The sequence below is a fragment of the Pseudomonas halotolerans genome, from assembly GCF_039581215.1.
GTDB classification, from domain to species: Bacteria; Pseudomonadota; Gammaproteobacteria; order Pseudomonadales; family Pseudomonadaceae; genus Aquipseudomonas; species Aquipseudomonas tehranensis.
The window spans coordinates 43,792-61,633 of record NZ_JBCNTJ010000008.1 but is presented as its reverse complement, the minus strand read 5'-3'; the positions used below and the strand labels follow the sequence as shown (position 1 = coordinate 61,633).

At 60.9% G+C, this 17,842-nt stretch carries 19 protein-coding genes; 12 read left to right on the top strand and 7 right to left on the bottom strand.

All coding sequences use genetic code 11. The features are described from left to right. Nucleotides 1–385: 385 nt before the first annotated feature. The 8 genes from AAIS01_RS13030 to AAIS01_RS12995 all read left to right on the top strand — a co-directional run bounded on the left by AAIS01_RS13030 (nucleotide 386) and on the right by AAIS01_RS12995 (nucleotide 8,900). Entirely contained in the window at nucleotides 386–1,768 is a 1,383-nt protein-coding gene (locus AAIS01_RS13030; RefSeq protein ID WP_343469293.1) for a glutamine synthetase family protein, read from the top strand. 188 nt (nucleotides 1,769–1,956) lie between these two features. Then, nucleotides 1,957–3,606 carry a phosphoethanolamine transferase gene (locus AAIS01_RS13025; protein ID WP_343469292.1) on the top strand — a complete coding sequence of 550 codons (1,650 nt, stop codon included), beginning with the start codon at nucleotides 1,957–1,959 and terminating at the stop codon, nucleotides 3,604–3,606. Between the two features lie 70 nt (nucleotides 3,607–3,676). After that, nucleotides 3,677–4,318, top strand: a complete 642-nt coding sequence (locus AAIS01_RS13020) for a class I SAM-dependent methyltransferase (protein ID WP_343469291.1) — start codon at nucleotides 3,677–3,679, stop codon at nucleotides 4,316–4,318. Between the two features lie 121 nt (nucleotides 4,319–4,439). Next, a complete protein-coding gene (rnd, locus tag AAIS01_RS13015) occupies nucleotides 4,440–5,573 on the top strand; it encodes a ribonuclease D (protein WP_343469290.1) in 1,134 nt (377 codons plus the stop codon). Beyond that, on the top strand, nucleotides 5,570–5,863 hold the full coding sequence (locus AAIS01_RS13010; protein WP_343469289.1) for a YcgL domain-containing protein: 294 nt from the start codon (nucleotides 5,570–5,572) through the stop codon (nucleotides 5,861–5,863). The genes rnd and AAIS01_RS13010 overlap by 4 nt, the downstream gene beginning before the upstream one ends. 125 nt (nucleotides 5,864–5,988) lie before the next feature. Then, nucleotides 5,989–6,924 (top strand): D-2-hydroxyacid dehydrogenase, encoded by a 936-nt coding sequence (locus tag AAIS01_RS13005; RefSeq protein ID WP_343469288.1) that lies wholly within the window; start codon nucleotides 5,989–5,991, stop codon nucleotides 6,922–6,924. Nucleotides 6,925–7,189: 265 nt separating this feature from the next. Then, nucleotides 7,190–7,639 (top strand): YcgN family cysteine cluster protein, encoded by a 450-nt coding sequence (locus AAIS01_RS13000; protein WP_186656064.1) that lies wholly within the window; start codon nucleotides 7,190–7,192, stop codon nucleotides 7,637–7,639. A gap of 31 nt (nucleotides 7,640–7,670) precedes the next feature. Beyond that, complete coding sequence (locus AAIS01_RS12995; RefSeq protein ID WP_343469287.1) at nucleotides 7,671–8,900, top strand: hypothetical protein; 1,230 nt, start codon at nucleotides 7,671–7,673, stop codon at nucleotides 8,898–8,900. A 123-nt stretch (nucleotides 8,901–9,023) separates the two neighbouring features. Here the strand turns inward: AAIS01_RS12995 and AAIS01_RS12990 are convergent, their stop codons facing one another. The 4 genes from AAIS01_RS12990 to AAIS01_RS12975 all read right to left on the bottom strand — a co-directional run bounded on the left by AAIS01_RS12990 (nucleotide 9,024) and on the right by AAIS01_RS12975 (nucleotide 11,242). Continuing rightward, complete coding sequence (locus tag AAIS01_RS12990) at nucleotides 9,024–9,401, bottom strand: YgaP family membrane protein (RefSeq protein WP_343469286.1); 378 nt, start codon at nucleotides 9,399–9,401, stop codon at nucleotides 9,024–9,026. 77 nt (nucleotides 9,402–9,478) lie between these two features. Then, nucleotides 9,479–9,949, bottom strand: a complete 471-nt coding sequence (locus AAIS01_RS12985) for an RNA methyltransferase (protein ID WP_003184248.1) — start codon at nucleotides 9,947–9,949, stop codon at nucleotides 9,479–9,481. A gap of 183 nt (nucleotides 9,950–10,132) precedes the next feature. Continuing rightward, nucleotides 10,133–10,507, bottom strand: a complete 375-nt coding sequence (locus AAIS01_RS12980) for a YajD family HNH nuclease (protein WP_003184246.1) — start codon at nucleotides 10,505–10,507, stop codon at nucleotides 10,133–10,135. A gap of 48 nt (nucleotides 10,508–10,555) precedes the next feature. After that, nucleotides 10,556–11,242, bottom strand: coding sequence for a spermidine synthase (locus tag AAIS01_RS12975; protein ID WP_214913190.1), 687 nt, complete (start codon nucleotides 11,240–11,242; stop codon nucleotides 10,556–10,558). A 77-nt stretch (nucleotides 11,243–11,319) separates the two neighbouring features. Between AAIS01_RS12975 and AAIS01_RS12970 the strand changes: the two genes are divergently transcribed. Then, nucleotides 11,320–11,604, top strand: a complete 285-nt coding sequence (locus AAIS01_RS12970) for a hypothetical protein (protein ID WP_092458208.1) — start codon at nucleotides 11,320–11,322, stop codon at nucleotides 11,602–11,604. A 136-nt stretch (nucleotides 11,605–11,740) separates the two neighbouring features. On the opposite strand, the gene AAIS01_RS12965 is transcribed toward AAIS01_RS12970, so the two are convergent. Together AAIS01_RS12965 and AAIS01_RS12960 are read right to left on the bottom strand one after the other, a co-directional pair. Continuing rightward, nucleotides 11,741–12,214, bottom strand: a complete 474-nt coding sequence (locus tag AAIS01_RS12965) for a cyclic nucleotide-binding domain-containing protein (RefSeq protein WP_092397377.1) — start codon at nucleotides 12,212–12,214, stop codon at nucleotides 11,741–11,743. 230 nt (nucleotides 12,215–12,444) lie between these two features. Continuing rightward, the gene (locus AAIS01_RS12960; RefSeq protein WP_343469285.1) at nucleotides 12,445–14,499 is read right to left on the bottom strand and encodes a S9 family peptidase; all 2,055 of its coding nucleotides are present in this window, start codon (nucleotides 14,497–14,499) and stop codon (nucleotides 12,445–12,447) included. 179 nt (nucleotides 14,500–14,678) lie between these two features. Here AAIS01_RS12960 and AAIS01_RS12955 point away from each other — a divergent pair, with 179 nt between their 5' ends. The 3 genes from AAIS01_RS12955 to AAIS01_RS12945 are packed head-to-tail and all read left to right on the top strand — an operon-like array spanning nucleotide 14,679 to nucleotide 16,542. Next, the gene (locus tag AAIS01_RS12955; protein ID WP_343469284.1) at nucleotides 14,679–15,176 is read left to right on the top strand and encodes an MFS transporter; all 498 of its coding nucleotides are present in this window, start codon (nucleotides 14,679–14,681) and stop codon (nucleotides 15,174–15,176) included. Nucleotides 15,177–15,209: 33 nt separating this feature from the next. Further along, nucleotides 15,210–15,986: a class II glutamine amidotransferase gene (locus AAIS01_RS12950; RefSeq protein WP_343469283.1), complete on the top strand. Its 777-nt coding sequence runs from the start codon at nucleotides 15,210–15,212 to the stop codon at nucleotides 15,984–15,986. A 13-nt stretch (nucleotides 15,987–15,999) separates the two neighbouring features. After that, nucleotides 16,000–16,542, top strand: coding sequence for a DUF2937 family protein (locus AAIS01_RS12945; RefSeq protein WP_305416078.1), 543 nt, complete (start codon nucleotides 16,000–16,002; stop codon nucleotides 16,540–16,542). A gap of 118 nt (nucleotides 16,543–16,660) precedes the next feature. Here the strand turns inward: AAIS01_RS12945 and AAIS01_RS12940 are convergent, their stop codons facing one another. Then, the gene (locus AAIS01_RS12940; protein ID WP_092458222.1) at nucleotides 16,661–17,839 is read right to left on the bottom strand and encodes a vWA domain-containing protein; all 1,179 of its coding nucleotides are present in this window, start codon (nucleotides 17,837–17,839) and stop codon (nucleotides 16,661–16,663) included. Nucleotides 17,840–17,842: the final 3 nt, after the last annotated feature.

The window sequence follows — 17,842 nt, the reverse complement described above, 5'->3', positions numbered from 1 at the left end:
ACAGATCGATCAGCACTGGATGCTCTGGCCGATTGTTTAGTCTGTGGCGATCCAAGCTCCATCAAATCGAGGTTTAACCGACTTTGGTGGCGTGGGACGCTGTCAGGGTGTGTTTTCTGTGATGTCTTTTATGGACGGTTGGCCCGCAGCACTCCAATACCCGTCATACGCCGCAATGGGGCCGGTCGGCAGGTTTATGTCCGGTGTCTCTCCCACGCTTTGTGCGCTGCCTTCTGAACTGGCATTTTGGGCGCTCTGGCATTGCCGCCATGCCCGTCCTCCAGATACTTGTATTTCCTGTTGATCCTTAAACAGTGTTCGTTGATCGCGAGCACAGGCTGACGGTGCTTTGTCGCCCGTCCGACATGAAAATACGAGCATTCTCATGAGTTCTGCCCACCTCTCTTTTGCCCCCCTGCATCAAGCCCAGGCGTTCCTGGAGCAAAATCCGGATATTGAGTTGTTCGAGCTGTTTATCCTCGACAGCAACGGTGTGCCTCGGGGCAAACTGCTGCACCGCGATGAGTTGCTGGCGCTTTACGAAAGTGGACGGCCCTTGCCCAGTACCATTCTCGGCTTGACCATCAATGGCGATGACGTGGAAAACTCCGGGCTGGTATGGGAGGTTGGCGACATCGATTGCCGGGCTTATCCCATCAGCGGCAGCTTGCAGCGAATGCCCTGGCGGCTGATCCCCACTGCCGCCGTGCAGGTCAGCATGCATCCTCAGGAAGGCATGCCTGCCACCATCGCCGATCCGCGTTACCTGCTCAGCCAAGTGATCGACGCGTTGCAGGCCGATGGCTATTACCCGGTGATGGCGGCGGAGCTGGAGTTCTATCTTTTGGATGCGCAGCGCGACAGCCAGGGCCGACCACAACCGGCGCGGGACGCTGATGGCGGCCGGCCACGTGCCACGCAGGTCTATGGCTTGCGCGAGCTGGAACAGATCGAGCCATTCCTGGCGGACCTCTATGCCGCCTGCAAGTCCCAGGGCATCCCGGCCCGAACGGCCATTTCCGAATACGCGCCGGGCCAGGTGGAAATCACCCTCCAGCACCGTACCGATGCCTTGCAAGCCATGGATGAAGCGGTGCGCTACAAGCGTCTGGTCAAAGGCGTGGCGCATAAACACGGCATGCAGGCGTGTTTCATGGCCAAGCCGTTCGCGGAACTGGCGGGTTCGGGCATGCACATGCACGTCAGCCTGGCGGATCGCGAGGGCCATAACCTGTTTGCCAGCGAAGCCGCCGATGGCACGCCGCTGCTGCGTCATGCGGTGGGCGGGATGCTCGACACGTTGCTCGACTCACTGCTGATGTTCTGCCCGAATGCCAATTCCTACCGGCGATTCCAGAGCAACAGCTACGCGCCGCTGGCGGCCACCTGGGGCGTGGACAATCGCACCGTGAGCCTGAGGGTACCGGGCGGGCCGGCGTTTTCGCGGCATATCGAACATCGTATTTGTGGTGCCGACGCCAACCCCTATCTGGCCGCCGCCGCCATATTGGCCGGCATCCATCGCGGCATTCGTGAACAGTGCGATCCCGGTGCGCCGGTAGAGGGCAACGGCTATGCCCAGGCGAGTGAATTGCTGCCCACCGACTGGCTCACCACCATACGCACGCTTGAAGCCTCGAGCTGGGCCAGGCAAGCATTTGGGGACGAATTTCTCAGGGTGTACCTGGCGGTCAAACGCGCCGAATACCGCCAGTTCATGGGCGAGGTAGGCGAGCAGGACTGGCGTTGGTATATCCATCAGGCCTGAAATGAGCGACCAGCTGCACGTCGGGTCGGACGTGTGGCTTGTTATTTGAAAAATTATTTAATAGCAACTTTTTCACGAAAAATTGATAGTGGCCTGCCTAGAGTTTGCGTGGCCGTAGCACAGTTTTTTTCTAACTTTCCTGCGGTATTTGCTTTCCATCGCGCAACTTCCAGGAAACGTTAAACCTCATGCTGACTATTAAACCTGTGCGTCCCGAATGGGTGACGCTGGTCGCCAGTGTCTTTTTATTAGTGGGCTTTAACGCCGTGCTCTGGCAGCACCTGCATAGCATTACGGCAGGTGACGGCGGGGGCGTGCTGATCGGCGTGGCGTTTGCGGTGCTGGTGTTGTTCGCCTTCAACCTGGTACTGACAATGGTGGCGTTCCGTGGGCTGCTCAAGCCTGTGCTGATCGTGCTGTTTCTGACCAGCGCCGGTGTGGCGTACTTCATGGCTCAGTATGGCGTACTGATCGATGCCGGGATGTTTCGAAACTTCGCTGAAACCAATGCCACGGAAGTGCGTGATTTATTGTCGTTGAAGTTGTTTGCCTACTTCGGTCTGTTAGGCGTGTTGCCGTCCTGGTTATTATTTAAAACGCCGATCAGTTATCGCCGCTGGCCCAAAGAGCTGTTAAGCAAGTTGGTGGTGAGTGGGGTGTCGGCGGCGGTGATCGGCGTGGTCGCCCTGGCCAATTACCAGGGGTTGTCTTCATTGTTTCGCAATCACCACGAATTGCACCTGATGGTGGTGCCGAGCAACTACATCGGTGCGTCGATCGGGTACTTGCGCGAGCAGGTCGCGGCGGCCAAACAACCCTTCATCACCTTGGGTGAGGACGCGAGTCGCAATCCGGTCTGGCAAACCCATGCCCGCAAGTCCCTGACCGTACTGGTGGTGGGGGAGAGCGCCCGTGCCGAGAACTTCGGCATTCTGGGCTATAGCCGCGATACCACGCCGCAACTCAATCAAGAAGCCGGCCTGATCGCCTTCACTGATGTGCATTCCTGCGGTACCGAAACCGCGGTATCGGTGCCGTGTATGTTTTCCAACATGGGCCGCAAGAACTACGACGCCAGCAAGGCCAAGAACGAAGAAGGCCTGCTGGATGTGCTCAAGCGTGCCGGGCTGGAGGTGATCTGGCGTGACAACCAGTCGGGCTGCAAAGGCACTTGCGACCGGGTCACTGTGCAGGACGTCAGCAATCTCAAGGACCCGACCCTGTGCGCCAACAGCGAGTGTCGCGACGAAATTCTGCTCCAAGGCCTGCAACATTTCATCGACACCCTCGACAAGGACACCGTGCTGGTGCTCCACCAAATGGGCAGTCACGGGCCGGAGTATTTCAAGCGCTATCCCAAGCAATACGAACATTTCACCCCAGTGTGCCAAAGCAATGCGCTGAACAATTGCAGCCGCCAGAGCATCGTCAACGGCTACGACAACACGCTGGTGTACACCGACCATGTGCTATCGACCCTGATCGACTTGCTGCGGGCCAATCAGGACAAGGTCGACACCGCCATGCTGTACCTGTCGGACCATGGCGAGTCCCTGGGCGAATACAACCTTTTTCTCCATGGCACGCCCTACATGCTCGCCCCGGAACAACAGAAACACGTGGCGATGCTGGCGTGGTTTTCCGACAGCTATCAGAAGTCCTTTTCGGTCGACACCCATTGCCTGCAGATGAGCCGGGACAAGCCCTTGAGCCAGGACAATCTGTTCCATTCGATGCTCGGGCTGCTGGAGGTCAACAGCAAAGTTTACAACCGCGACCTGGACCTGTTCGCCGGTTGCCGTGGCGCGGTCATTGACGGCGTGCTGGCCCGGCAGTGAGCGCCTCGACCTTTTTTTCACGTATCGGTGGTTAGCCTGTTCCCATTCATCTTTGCCAAGAGCGGCTGGTATGTCCGGGCAACCCCCATCCCCCGTAGAGCTCGAGTTCGCCAGGCATCACGACCGGGAACACGCGCGCATCTGCCGTCAAGCGGCGCCCAAGCGACTGCGCTTGGCGTTCTGGCGTGATGAGCAATTGGTCCGCAATGCCTTGAAAGCAGCCGGTGAGCCGGGACTGGTGCTGGATGTGACCTGTGGCGCGGGTCGGTTCTGGCCGGTGCTGGCCGAACACGCCAATCGGGTGATCCTGGCGGCGGACCCCTCGCCGGACATGCTCGATCACGCCCGAACCCACCATGGCGGCGCGTTGCTGGAACGGGTCACGACCTTTCCCAGTTCGGCATTCACCCTCGGCCTGTCGGCTAACGCGGTGGACTGTATTTTGTGTCTGCAACTGTTTCGGCACCTCAGGGCCAGCGAGCATCGGCTGGCGCTGCTGCGCGAGTTTCATCGGGTCAGTCGTGACACGGTGATTGTGTCGGTGCAAATTGAGGGGCGCCTCAACATCGGACCTGCGCCGCACCGCGAACTGGCCGATAAGGCTGAAGTTGAAGCCGAGTTCCGCCAGGCCGGTTTCACCCTGCTGTGGTTCCAGGATTTTCTGCCCGGTTTTGCGCTGACGCGGGTTTATGCGTTGTGCAAGGCCGGTTAATTTCCGATGTAGGACTATTCTTGCCTTCGCGCAGGCGATTTCTCTCAGGCTCCCGCTCTATGGATGCTCGCAATCGCTGGCGGCGATATATACTGCGCGCCATTCTTCAAGGGAGAGCCGTGTGGCCATCGATATTCACTGGATTCGCGACAACGATAGCCTCGGTCAGTTTTGCGACGAATGGCAGCAGTTGCCATTCGTCGCCCTCGACACTGAATTCATGCGGGTCGACACGTTTTATCCCATTGCCGGTTTGTTGCAGATCGGCGACGGTGAGCGTGCCTATCTGATCGACCCCTTGACCATCGACAACTGGAAACCCCTGGCCGCGTTGCTGGAAAACCCGGCAGTGCTCAAGGTGCTGCACGCCTGCAGCGAAGACCTTGAAGTGCTGCTGCGCTTGACCGGCAGCCTGCCCGCGCCGCTGTTTGACACTCAATTGGCCGCCGCCTACCTGAACCTGGGTTTTTCCATGGGTTATTCCCGGCTGGTGCAGGACGTGCTGGGTCTCGAGTTGCCCAAGGGCGAAACCCGCTCTGATTGGTTGCAAAGGCCGCTGTCCGACACGCAGATCAGCTACGCCGCTGAAGATGCGGTGCATCTGGCGGAAGTTTTCGTACAGTTGCGCCCGAAGCTTTCTGACGAGAAATATGCCTGGGTCCTGGAGGATGGCGCCGAACTGGTGGCCAACCTGCGTCGCGAAGTCGACCCCTATGAGGTCTATCGCGAGGCCAAGCTGGCCTGGAAACTTTCCCGTGCCCAACTGGCCGTGCTGCGCGAGCTATGCGCCTGGCGCGAGCGGGAAGCGCGGGCCCGTGACCTGCCGCGCAACCGGGTCATCCGCGAGCATTCGCTGTGGCCCCTGGCCCGCACTCAGCCGGATAACCTTGGTGCGCTGGCGAAAATCGAAGACATGCACCCGCGTACCGTGCGCCAGGACGGCGAGTTCCTGCTGGAGCTGATTAAACGCGCCGCCAGCCTGCCGCCCGAACAGTGGCCGCCCGCCGTGGCCGAACCCTTGCCCATTGAGGCCTCGGCGCTGGTCAAGCGTCTGCGGGCACTGGGGCAGGTTGAGGCCGAGCGCCTGGGGATCGCCCCTGAACTGATGCTGCGCAAGAAAACCCTTGAAGCGCTGATCAAGAGCGGCTTTCCCGAGGGTCCTTACCAATTGCCCGATTCGCTGCGTGGCTGGCGCCGCGAATTGATGGGCCAGGCGCTGCTCGATAGCCTGGCCACCGCCGGAGAACAGCCTTGAAACGTATCTGCTCGATCTACCGAAGCTCGAAGAAAAACGAGATGTACCTGTATGTGCTCAAAAGCGATGCCCTGGAGCGCGTGCCCGAGCCCCTGATGGCTGCCTTTGGCAAGGCGATCCATGCCTTTGACCTGGTGCTGAGCCCCGAGCGCAAGTTGTCCCGGGAAGACATCAACCTGGTGCTGGAAAACCTCGATACTCAGGGTTATCACTTGCAGATGCCACCGGCTGAAGACGAATACATCGAGCATCTTCCGGATGAGTTGCTGCGACGCAACGACCCGGTCTGACGGTACCCTGAGGCACCCGTCCCGGGCGTCTCTTGAAACACTGGAATGGTTTAATGGCGATGGCCGCAAGGATGGAGCGACACTCTGTCGGCGGTCGTCTGCATCGTTTTTGAAAGGTTTGATCCATGCGCGTTCTGATTGCCGAACACGACCACGCGGTGTATGCCCAGCTTCTGCGACAGGCTGCACCCGATCTAGAAGTCCTGACCAGTGGCGACTCCGCCGAACTGTCGCGACTGGCCGCCGACTGCCCGGTCTGGCTGGGCCAGCCCGACCTGCTGGCCACCCTGTTGCGTCAAGGCCATCAGCCCCAGTGGCTGCAATCGACCTGGGCGGGCATCACACCGCTGCTGGCCGAGGGCTTGACGCGTGATTATCGCCTGACCCGTGCGGTGGGCATTTTTGGCCAGGTGATGGCCGAGTACGTGCTGACCTACATGCTCGGCCATGAGCGCGAGGTGCTGGCGAGGCTGGTCAGCCAGGTCGAGCGCAAGTGGGACAATCGTCAGGGCCAGAGTCTGGCCGGGCGCAAGGCATTGATCGTCGGCACCGGCGATATCGGCCAGCGCGTGGCGCAGTTCCTGGTGCCGTTTGGCGTGCAACTGTATGGCATTGCCAGCGAAGCCCGGGAGCTGGAGCCTTTCATCGAGGTCGGGGCGTTGAAGGATCTGCCGCGCATGGTGGGCGAGGTGGATTACGTGATCAACCTGCTGCCCAACACGCCGGACACCCACGATATTTATGACGCGGCGCTGTTCAAGCAGTTCAAGCCTACTGGCCTGTTCATCAATGTCGGGCGCGGCGTGGCCGTGGTCGATGCGGATCTGGTGCAAGCCTTGAAAGAAGGGCACCTGGCCGGTGCGGTGATCGACGTTTGCCGCCAGGAGCCGTTGCCACAGCGGCACCCGTTCTGGACCGCCTGGGGCCTGCTGTTGACCGGCCATAGCTCGGCTCCGACGTCGCCGGCGATGATGGTGCAGTTGTTTCTGGAAAACCTGCGGGCCTACCAGGCCGGCGAAACCGCGTTGCGCGGGGAAGTGGATTTCGATCGGGGCTATTAAGGCCAGCACCCATCCGATTGTGGGAGCGAGCCTGCTCGCGATAGCGGTGTGTCAGTCGGTCTCAAGGCTGGCTGATCCGACGCTATCGCGAGCAGGCTCGCTCCCACAGTTGATCTTCTGCGCTCGCCCAATCGGTGTTCTCGGCCAATCCATTGACGGACTTCGCCAGCGCAACGCCCTACCGACAGTCGCCCATGCTTGGCCTGAAGCAGCCCCGGCACTAGACTGACGACCTTTTCACCACCTGATGCTGAATGCTTGAGCCATGGCCGCCAAAGTCGAACCGTTCTGGATACGTAAAACCCTCGATCAGCTCGATGCGCAGGAATGGGAATCGCTGTGTGACGGCTGTGGCCTGTGCTGTCTGCAAAAACTCGAAGACGAAGACGACAACAGCGTCTACTACACGCGCATCGCCTGCAAATTGCTGGACCTGAAAACCTGCCAGTGCACCGACTATCCCCGGCGCCGCGACTTTGTTCCCGATTGCATCCAGCTCACGCCGGGCAAGGCCGATGAGTTCAAATGGTTGCCGCCGACCTGCGGCTATCGCCTGGTCAGCGAGGGCAAGGACCTGCCGTTGTGGCACCACCTGGTCTGTGGCGATCGCGATGCTGTGCACCACGAACGCATTTCCCAGTCGGGGCGTATGCTCGCCGAAGGCAGCGTGCCCGAGGATGATTGGGAAGATCATCTGATTTTTCGCGCCGGCTGAATGCCAGGCATCGCACCATCAGGGAGAACCCATGGCTGCAGGATTGAAAAGGATGCTGGCAGCCGGGCTGTTGGCGCTGTGCGGGCCGCTGTGGGCGGCGCAGAAGGTCGATCTGGATTATCACGTGCAACTGTTGCCGCAAAGCGATCAGGCCGAAGTGCGCCTGACCCTGGCGCGGGGCTCGGCGGTGCGCAGCCTGGACTTCGACCTCGGCGATGGCAGCCGCTACAGCCACTTCAAGGCCGACGGTCAATGGCGGCTCATCCCTGGCAAGCAAACACGCGGTGTTTGGCGTCCCAGCGCCGACAAGGCGAGCCTGAGCTATCGCGTGCGCGTCAGTAAGACTCGCAAGAACGGTACGTTTGAAACCCGTATGACCCCGGGATGGGGGCTGCTGCGCGGCGACGATCTTGTGCCGCCGGCCAAGTTGGATCAGCTGGATGGCACTGAGCTGGTGTCACGCCTGCAATTTGAGCTGCCCGACGGCTGGAAAAGCATCGAAACGCCCTGGCCGCGCATCGGCAAGCAACGCTTTCGCATCGACAACCCGGCGCGGCTGTTCGATCGCCCCACCGGCTGGATGCTCGCCGGTAAACTCGGCAGCCGCCGCACGCGTCTGGGAGAGACCGAGGTGACGGTGGCCTCGCCCCAAGGCCAGGGCATGCGCCGGATGGATGTGCTGACGCTGCTGACGTTCGTCTGGCCGCAGGTGCAGGCGCTGGTGCCGCGTCATCCCGGCAAGCTGCTGATCATCGGCGCGTCAGACCCGATGTGGCGTGGTGCCCAGGCCGGGCATGAGTCGATTTATCTGCACAGTCGCCCCGCTCTGGTGAGCGAACGTGGCCATAGCCCGATGTTGCGGGAACTGGTGCAGATGCTGGCGCGGGTCAAAGACCGTGAGCGCAGTGACTGGATCAGCGAAGGGCTGGCCGAGTACTACGCCATCGAATTGCTGCGCCGGGCCGGCGGCATGAGTGATGAGCGCTATCAGGCCCTCAATGACCGCCTCGCCCGTGACAGCAAAGGCGTCACCACCTTGCGCGGTGAGCAGATCGGAACCGCGACGCAGGCCAAGGCGGTGTTGCTGTTGCAGGAGCTGGACCGCGAGATTCGTTTGAAAACCCGCAACAAACGCTCGCTCGATGACGTGCTGCAGGCTGCGATGCGCCTGGAGACGGTCGATACCGAGGAGTTTGTCCAGCTCAGCGAGAGCGTTCTGGGGGAGAGTTCTACCGTTCTGGATAGCAAGTTACTTCAGTAATACCGCTATCGCGAGCAAGCCTAGTTCCCACACTGGATCTTCGCCGGACGAAATGTTTGGTACGACTCGATCCTGTGGGAGCAAGGCTTGCCCGCGATGAGGCCATCAGCCCCACCGCAAAAGTCAGAGCCCAACCTTGGGCGAATTCAGCGAATCATTCCCCGTCACTGTAGCCGTGCTGGTCGCGGCCTCGGCACTGGCCTTCATGCGGCTCAGCTCATCACCGGCCTGCTCGATGCGGGCACGGGCGTGGTGCAGGTTCTGACGATTCTTTTCCAGCAACGTCTTGGCCGAGCAGTGCCCGGTGATGCCGCGCGCCAGGGCCATGCCGCCGATCGCCAGTTGGGCCAAACCGATCACACCACCACGGCGCAAGCCCTTGCCCATCATCAGGACTCCGCCGGCCAATGAGCCAATGCGTTCCCAGCCATGCACGTTTTGCGGCGGATGAGATTGGAAAGGGGTGGTCTCAATCGGCTCGAACGGGTTGTTATCGCTCATGATCTGTCTCCGGTGTGGGGGTTGGTATAAAACTGACTGCCCGAGCGATTCCCTTGTTCAATCCAATTGCGCACCGATCAGCGGAATTGCGGTCCCGAACGGGTGTTGTTGCCTTTGGCCATGCGGTCGTACAGCACGACGTTGACCGTGGCCGCCAGGTTCATGCAACCGGTGGTGGGGATGTACACCACGTCTTCGCACCAGTCACGGATGTCTTTATCCAGCGAGCCATCTTCCGGGCCGAAGATATACAGCGCCCGGTCCGGGTGAGTGTATTCAGGCAGGGGACGCGCACCGTCCACCAGCTCCACGGCCACTGGCACACAACCCAGGGGCAGGATTTTCTTCAGGTCGTCGATGCCGATCAGCGGGATGTCGTAGTGGACTTTCTTGGTGTCCGTGACGAAGTCCGCGGCGCGCTCATAACGCTTGCCGGTGTAGAACACCGACGCCACGCCGTAGCAGCCGGCGGCACGCATGACCGAACCGACGTTTTCCGGAGATTTGGGGTTGAACAAACCGATGCAGCTGTAGCGTTTGTTGGCCACGGGCGGGGTGCCTTTGGGGAAAAGGCGCGATTATACGGGGAATGGGGGAGGGTGGTCAGGTTCGAGATGTGTGGTGTTTATTTGATCGCCTTCGCGAGCAAGCTCGCTCCCACATTGGAGTTTCGGCGTTCACAAAACCTGTGGGAGCGAGCTTGCTCGCGATGGCGGCCTGACAGCTGTAAATTACTCGTCTTTTTTCATCAACCCCGCCAGCGCGGCAAACGGGTTGTGGGTCGCCTTGGCGATTTTCGGGGTGCTCAGGGAGCCGTCGCCGAAATATTGCTGGTCGGTGTAACGCGAGTGTTCGTTGTCGTGGCAATACAGGCACAGCAGTTCCCAGTTGGAACCGTCCTGCGGGTTGTTGTCATGGTTGTGGTCGCGGTGGTGAACGGTCAGTTCACTCAGGCGCTTGCCGGAAAACTCACGGGCGCAACGGCCACAGACGTGGGGGTACATTTTCAGGGCTTTGTCGCGGTAACCCATTTCCCGGTCACGCTGGGCATCGGCCAGGATGCGATCCAGCTTGGCGGTGTTGGACGGTGGCGTTGACGAACTCATGGGTTCACCTTTGTAAAAAAGACTGATGACGGTTGAACAGAGTTTAGCTCAGCCCTTGAGCTTCTCGGCAATCCAGATGGTGTGGCGGGTGCCTTTGTTGCCATGGGCGAAGACTTGCACCTCTTCGGCCTTGAAGCCGGCCTTTTTCAGTTTGTCGCAAAACTGCCGGTCGGCGCTGGCCGACCATACCGCCAGTATGCCCTTGGGCCGCAGGGCCTTGGCGCAGGCGGCCAGGCCGCCGGTTGAATAGAGCCAGCTGTTGGCTTTCTGTGTCAGGCCTTCGGGGCCGTTGTCGACGTCCAGCATGATGGCGTCGAAGCCTTGGGGTTCGGCTTGCAGCACCTTGGCCACATCTTCCATGCGGATCACAGTACGCGGGTCCGACAATGGACGGCCGGCTTTTTCGCCCAAAGGGCCGCGGTTCCACTCCACCACGCCGGGCACCAGTTCGGCTACCACCACTTCGGCGCTTTTGCCCAGGTGCTTGAGCGCCGAGGCCAGGGTGAAACCCATGCCGAGGCCCCCGATCAGTACGCGCGAGCCGGGACGGCCGGCGACCTTGCGGCAAGGAATTTCTGCCAGGGCGTCTTCGGAGCCGTGCATGCGCGTATTCATCAACTGGCCACCGTCGCCGCCCTGGATCTTGATAACGAAGTCGTCGCCGTACTCGAACAGGCACAGGGCGCCGCCGTTGTCAGGGATGGGGGCGGTGTCCAGCAGAACGAAACGTTTCATGGATGTCTCATGCAAAGGAGGGCAAAGCAGCGCGGTAAGGACTAGCCTGAAGACAGACAATCGCCACGGAGCCATTGATGAAGCGCACCATTCTAACGGCCATTGCCCTGGCAGCGCTCTCGATAAGTTGGGTGCAGGCCCAGCAGCCCACGATTCCGGTAAGCCCACCGAGCATTCCCGGTTCGCCCGGCACGCCTACACCGATGCCATACCCGCCGGTCACGCCCAGCGGCGTGCCCACGCCCGGCCCTGGAAGCGGACCGCCGTTGCTGCCGCCCATCGAAATGCCCAAGCCGCCCAAGGACCAGCCGATACCGGGCATGGAGCCGAAACCGCCAAAGGCCAAGTCGCCGGGTGGGTAGATCCTGGAAAGGTTGAATGATGCAACCCTGTGGGAGCGAGCCTGCTCGCGATAGCGGTGTGTCAGTCAACATCAATGCTGATTGATACACCGCTATCGCGAGCAGGCTCGCTCCCACAGGTGCTGTGGCGCTACGGTCAGACCTGCTGCGCCAGCAACTGCCCATCGGCCATGCGCAGGCGCTTGGACAGGGAGACGGCGAGGGCTCGAATGATTTTGGCGGCGATTTTCGGTGCATCGTTGAGCATTTTTTCCAGGGAATCCTTGCCCAGGTTCAGCAGTTGGCAGTCACTGGCGGCGATGCAACTGGCCGAGCGCCGTTCACCGTCAAGCACCGCCATTTCCCCGAATGCCCGGCCACTGCGCAGCGTGGCGATGGTGACGGGTTGGCCGTCGGGGCCGGTTTTCTGCACGGCCACTTGCCCTGAGTGGATGATGCACATGAAGCTGCCGGCATCGCCCTCGCGAAAAATGGCTTCCCCTTGGGCAATGGCGCTGATGCTGAAGTAGCCCGACGCCGCGGCGAAGTCGACAGGCTGCAACTGGTCGAACAGGCCGCAGTCCATGAGCCAGTCGCGGATTTCGTTGTTCAGTAAGGTCGGTTCTGACATGTTGTCACGGTCTTTTTCTTGTGTCTGGTGCGGTTCAAGGGTTTGGATGTAAGGCGATTCCTTTGTGGGAGCAAGGCTTGCCCGCGATACAGACGACTCGGTCTGTCTGTCAGATCAAGCTGATGCCATCGCGGGCAAGCCTTGCTCCCACAAAGGCTCGCTCCCACACTGACTGTGGTTGTGTCAGGGCCTGTACATGGAGCTAAGACCCGGCCATCCCACAGAGTTCCTCAGACCAACCCCAAAACCTTCAAAACAAATGCATATTCGAGGGCTACGTCACGTAACCCCTGGTAGCGCCCGCTCATTCCGCCGTGGCCGGCACCCAGTTCGGTCTTGAGCAGCAAGGGGTTGTCATCGGTCTTGGTGGCGCGCAATTTCGCCACCCATTTGGCTGCTTCCCAATACTGCACGCGGCTGTCGTTGTAACCGGCGATCACCAGCAGCGCCGGATAGGCCTGGGCCCTGACGTTTTCGTACGGGGCATAGGCTCTGATCCGATCATAGACGGCTGGCTCCTCGGGATTACCCCACTCGTCGTATTCGGTGACGGTCAGCGGCAGGTCCGGGTCGAGCATGGTGTTGAGTACGTCGACGAACGGCACTTCGGCAATCGCCACCTTGAACAGGTCCGGGCGTTGATTGAGCACCGCGCCAATCAACAAGCCTCCGGCACTGCCGCCGCTGATTGCCAGTTGATCGGCGCGGGTGAAGCCATTGGCGATCAAATGCTCGGCGCAGGCAATGAAGTCGCTGAAGGTGTTGTGCTTGTGCTCCTGCTTGCCGGCGCGATACCAGGCTTCCCCCAGTTCTCCGCCGCCACGCACATGGGCAATGGCAAACGCCACGCCACGATCGAGCAGGCTCAGTCGTGAGTGGGAGAACCACGGATCGAGGCTCTCGCCATAGGCGCCGTAGCCATACAGGTACAACGGTACCGGCTGACCGAGGGCTTCGCGTTTGACCACCAGACTGATGGGCACTTGCGTGCCGTCCGGCGCCGTCGCCCACAGCCGCTGGCTGACGTAGTCATCGGCATCGAACGAACCGAGCACCGGGGTTTGCTTGAGTACGACCTGTTCGCCGCTGTCCAGGTCCAGCTGGCGAATCTGCGCCGGACGGTTCAGCGCCTCGTAGCGCAGGCGAATGCGGGGGCTGACGAACTCCAGGCTGTTCTGCACATGCAGGCTGTAGGCCGCGTCCGGCAGTTGCACCCGATACGCCGGTAAACCTTGTGGGTGAACTTCGATGATCGGCAGGCCGCCTTCACGCAGGCTCAGGGTCATGGCGCTGGCGTTCAGGCTCAGGCCGTCGATCATCACCGTGTCGCTGTGGGGGATCAGGTTCTGCCAATCGGCCTCGGTCGGCGCCAGGCCCGTGTCGGCCGCCTGGTACAGCGCGAAGTTGATCCCGTCGCGGTTGCTGCGGATCAGCCAGGTCCACTGACCGTCGCGCAAGCCATGGTCGACGTCGTACTCATGGTTCTCCACCCGCGGCGCCAGGCAGGTGAAAGGCTGATGGGGCTGTGTGGCGTCCAGGACCCAGACTTCACTGGTGGTTTTGCTGCCCAGGGACAGGATCAACTGCCGCTCGGAGCTTGAGCGGTAGCAATGCAGGAAGAAACGCCCGTCCGGCTCATGGAACACTTCTTCGGCCGCCGTGCCGTCCAGGCGATAGCGCCACAGTTTGTGCGGGCGATGGGTGTCATCCAGTTCACCAAAGAACAGCGTCAGGCTGTCGTTGGCCCAGGTCATGCTGCCGTCGCAATCCTCAAAGGACAGTTCGCTGACCTTGTCATTGGCCAGCTCCTTGACGAACAGGGTGTAAATCTCGTCGCCCGTGGTGTCCAGGCTGTAGGCCAGGCGCTGGTGGTCGGGGCTGATGCTGAAGGCACCCAGGGAAAAGAACCCGCCGCCGGCCAGCACGTTGGGGTCCAGCAGCAATTGTTCGCGGCTTTCATCGACGGTCAGGCTATCGTCCGTCGGGCGCGGGCAGCGGTAGTGACGCGGGTATTCGTCGCCGGCCGTGGTGCGGGTGTAATACAGGTACGGACCCCAGGGCGAGGGCAGGGACAGATCGGTCTCCAGGATCCGGCCTTTGATTTCCTGAAACAGGGTTTCGCGCAGTTCGGCCTGGTCAGCCAGTTGCGCGTCCTGATAGCTGTTTTCAGCCTTGAGGTAGTCGAGCACGGCGTCGGTGTCGCGCTCCTGCAGCCAGGCGTAGGGGTCAACACCGGCGTCCCTGCGGGCAATCGGGGCGTTGCAAACGTGGGCAGATAGGGGCATGAAAGGCTCTCGAACGTTGTACGAAATAGGGACTGGTGGCCGGTGTGGTTAGTTCGGTCAGCCACCTGCGGCGGCAGAAATTAACCGACAGATACGGCGGCACAGACCACTCGACAGACGCCGGGGCAGCCTGACGAGCGAAAAGCCGTTACTATAAGCGCCTCTTTGCCTGCCTTGCCATGGACACCATGACCGAGAACGACTATCTGATCGCCTGGGGCCTTTATGCCTTCGCCGCCCTGGGCTGCCTGCTGGTATGGATGCGCATGACCCGCTGGATGTGGCGCGGGTTGCGCGAACCGCTGCGTCTGTTGATGGCGGTGTTGCTGTTCAGCCCCACTATCGTCGACCCCGTGAAGGAGCAGGTTGCTCCGGCCCTGGCCATCGTCGCCCTGGACGTGCTGTTCAAGGTCGGCAACAACGCCTGGCGTGCCGTGTCCGATCTGTTCATGTACGGCATGATCGCCTTTGGCCTCTATTTGATTCTCGTGCTGATCCGCTTTCCCATCGAGCGTGCCGCCAGCGCTCGCAAGGAAAAAGCCACTGCCGCCAAAGCCGCTGCTGCGGCCGATGAGCTACAGGATGAGCAACCGTTCGGTGTGGCGGGGGATGACCGTTACGGTCGCCCACCGGTGCCGAGCAATCCTCAGCGTTCGCGTATCGAGCCGCGGCTGTAAACAGGCTTGTCCCATTGAAGCGAGGGTCCGAGCATGTGTGAGTTACTGGGCATGAGCGCCAACGTGCCGACCGATATCGTGTTCAGCTTCACCGGGCTGATGCAGCGTGGCGGCAAGACCGGGCCGCATCGGGACGGCTGGGGCATTGCCTTCTATGAAGGTCGTGGCCTGCGCCTGTTCCAGGACCCTGCCGCCAGCAGCGAGTCGGAAGTGGCGAACCTGGTGCAGCGCTATCCCATCAAGAGCGAAGTGGTGATCGGGCACATTCGTCAGGCCAATGTCGGCAAGGTCTGCCTGTCCAACACCCACCCGTTCGTGCGTGAGTTATGGGGGCGCAACTGGTGCTTCGCCCACAATGGCCAGCTTGCCGATTTCCAGCCGGGCGCAAGCTTCTATCGTCCGGTGGGTGATACCGACAGTGAGGCGGCGTTCTGCGATTTGCTCAACCGCGTGCGCGAGGCGTTCCCGGAGCCGGTGGAGGTGGAGCAACTGTTGCCCTCGTTGATCCAGGCCTGCACCGAATACCGCAGCAAGGGCGTGTTCAATTGCATGCTCAGCGACGGTGACTGGCTGTTCTGCTTTTGCTCGACCAAACTGGTCCATATCACCCGTCGCGCGCCGTTCGGCCCGGCGCGGCTCAAGGATGTCGACGTGATCGTGGATTTCCACGCCGAAACCACGCCCAATGACGTGGTCACGGTAATTGCCACTGACCCCTTGACTGAAAACGAAACCTGGACCCGCTACGAACCGGGCCAATGGAGCCTGTGGCGGCGCGGTGAATGCGTCAGCCATGGCCAGACCGAATAAGGACGTCACGCTTATGTTGCTCAGTTATCTACGGCTGGTGTTGTTCGCGGTAGGCCTGTTGGTGGGGGTGCAGGTGCCGGGTTTCATCAGCGATTACGCCAAGCGGGTCGAGGCGCACCTGATCGAAGCGCAGACCGGCCTGCAAGGTTTCCAAGGCACCGCCAACCAGTTCTTCAAGGGCGACATGCAGGCGTTGGTGGCGCATTACCGTGCCAGCGAAGACCCGATCTTTCGCAGTGATGCCGACAGCCTGAACACCTTGCTCGTCCGTCAGCAGGCGTTGGACAAGCAATTCCAGGCGATGCAGGGGCCGTGGTACATCCGTTTGCTGCAAGTGGCACTGGCCGCCGACCCGGAGATTCGCAAGGAAACCTGGAACGGCTACAGCTACCAGATCCTGCTGACGCCCGAGGCGATGATCTGGGGCCTCAGTGGCGCCATGTTGCTGTCGTTCGGCCTGGAGTGCCTGTTCCGCCTGATCGACTGGGTGGTGCTGGGCGGCAGGCGCCTGCGCCAGAGCCGACCGATCGAAGAGCGGGATTTGCGCGGGTTGTAACATCGCTCGGAGGCTGAAAGCATCGCGAGCAGGCTCGCTCCCACATTGGACTTTGTCGTACACGAGACCCTGTGGGAGCGAGCCTGCTCGCGATGAGGCCCTCATGGGCAGAAAAATCTTACTTGGAAAGCAACCGCATCCCTTCTTCCAGCCCGCGCAAGGTCAGCGGGAACATCCGGTCTTCCACCAGTTCGCGCACGATGTTGGTTGAAGCGGTGTAGCCCCAGGTGTCCTTGGGGTAAGGGTTGATCCAGATGAGTTTCTTGTACTTCTCCATGAAGCGCTGCATCCACACGTAGCCCGGTTCTTCGTTCCAGTGCTCGACGCTGCCGCCGGCCTGGGTGATTTCATACGGGGCCATGGCGGCGTCGCCGATGAAGATCACTTTGTAGTCGGCGCCGTACTTGTGCAGCAAGTCCTGGGTCGAGGTGCGTTCCGAGGTGCGGCGCAGGTTGTTTTTCCACACCGACTCATAGACGAAGTTGTGGAAGTAGAAATACTCCAGGTGCTTGAACTCAGTCTTGCAGGCCGAGAACAGTTCTTCGCAGATTTTTACGTGGGCATCCATCGAGCCGCCGATGTCGAACAGCAACAGCAACTTGACGGTGTTGCGACGCTCCGGGCGCATCTGGATGTTCAAAAGGCCCGCGTCCCGGGCGGTGTGGTCGATGGTGCCATCGATGTCCAGCTCTTCGGCGGCCCCCTGGCGGGCAAACTTGCGCAGGCGGCGCAAGGCGACCTTGATGTTGCGGGTGCCGAGTTCCACCTGGTCGTCCAGGTTCTTGTATTCGCGCTGGTCCCAGACCTTTACGGCCTTGCCCTGACGCTTGCCGGCGTCGCCGACACGGATGCCTTCGGGGTTGAAGCCGCCGGAACCGAACGGGCTGGTGCCGCCGGTGCCGATCCACTTGTTACCGCCGGCATGGCGTTCCTTCTGTTCTTCCAGGCGCTTCTTGAATTCTTCGATCAGCTTGTCCAGGCCGCCCAGGGACTGGATCTGCGCCCGCTCTTCGTCGGTCAGCGAACGCTCGAATTCCTTGCGCAGCCAGTCTTCGGGAATCAGGGCCTGGAGGTGATCATCGAGTCTTTCCAGGCCGTTGAAGTAAGCGGCGAAGGCGCGGTCGAATTTATCGAAATGCCGTTCGTCCTTCACCAGGATTGCCCGGGACAGGTAATAAAACTCATCCATGTCGGCAAAGATCACTCGCTGTTTCAGCGCGTTGATCAAATCCAGCAGTTCACGCACCGACACCGGCACCTTGGCGGCGCGCATTTCATTGAACAGGTTAAGCAGCATGGC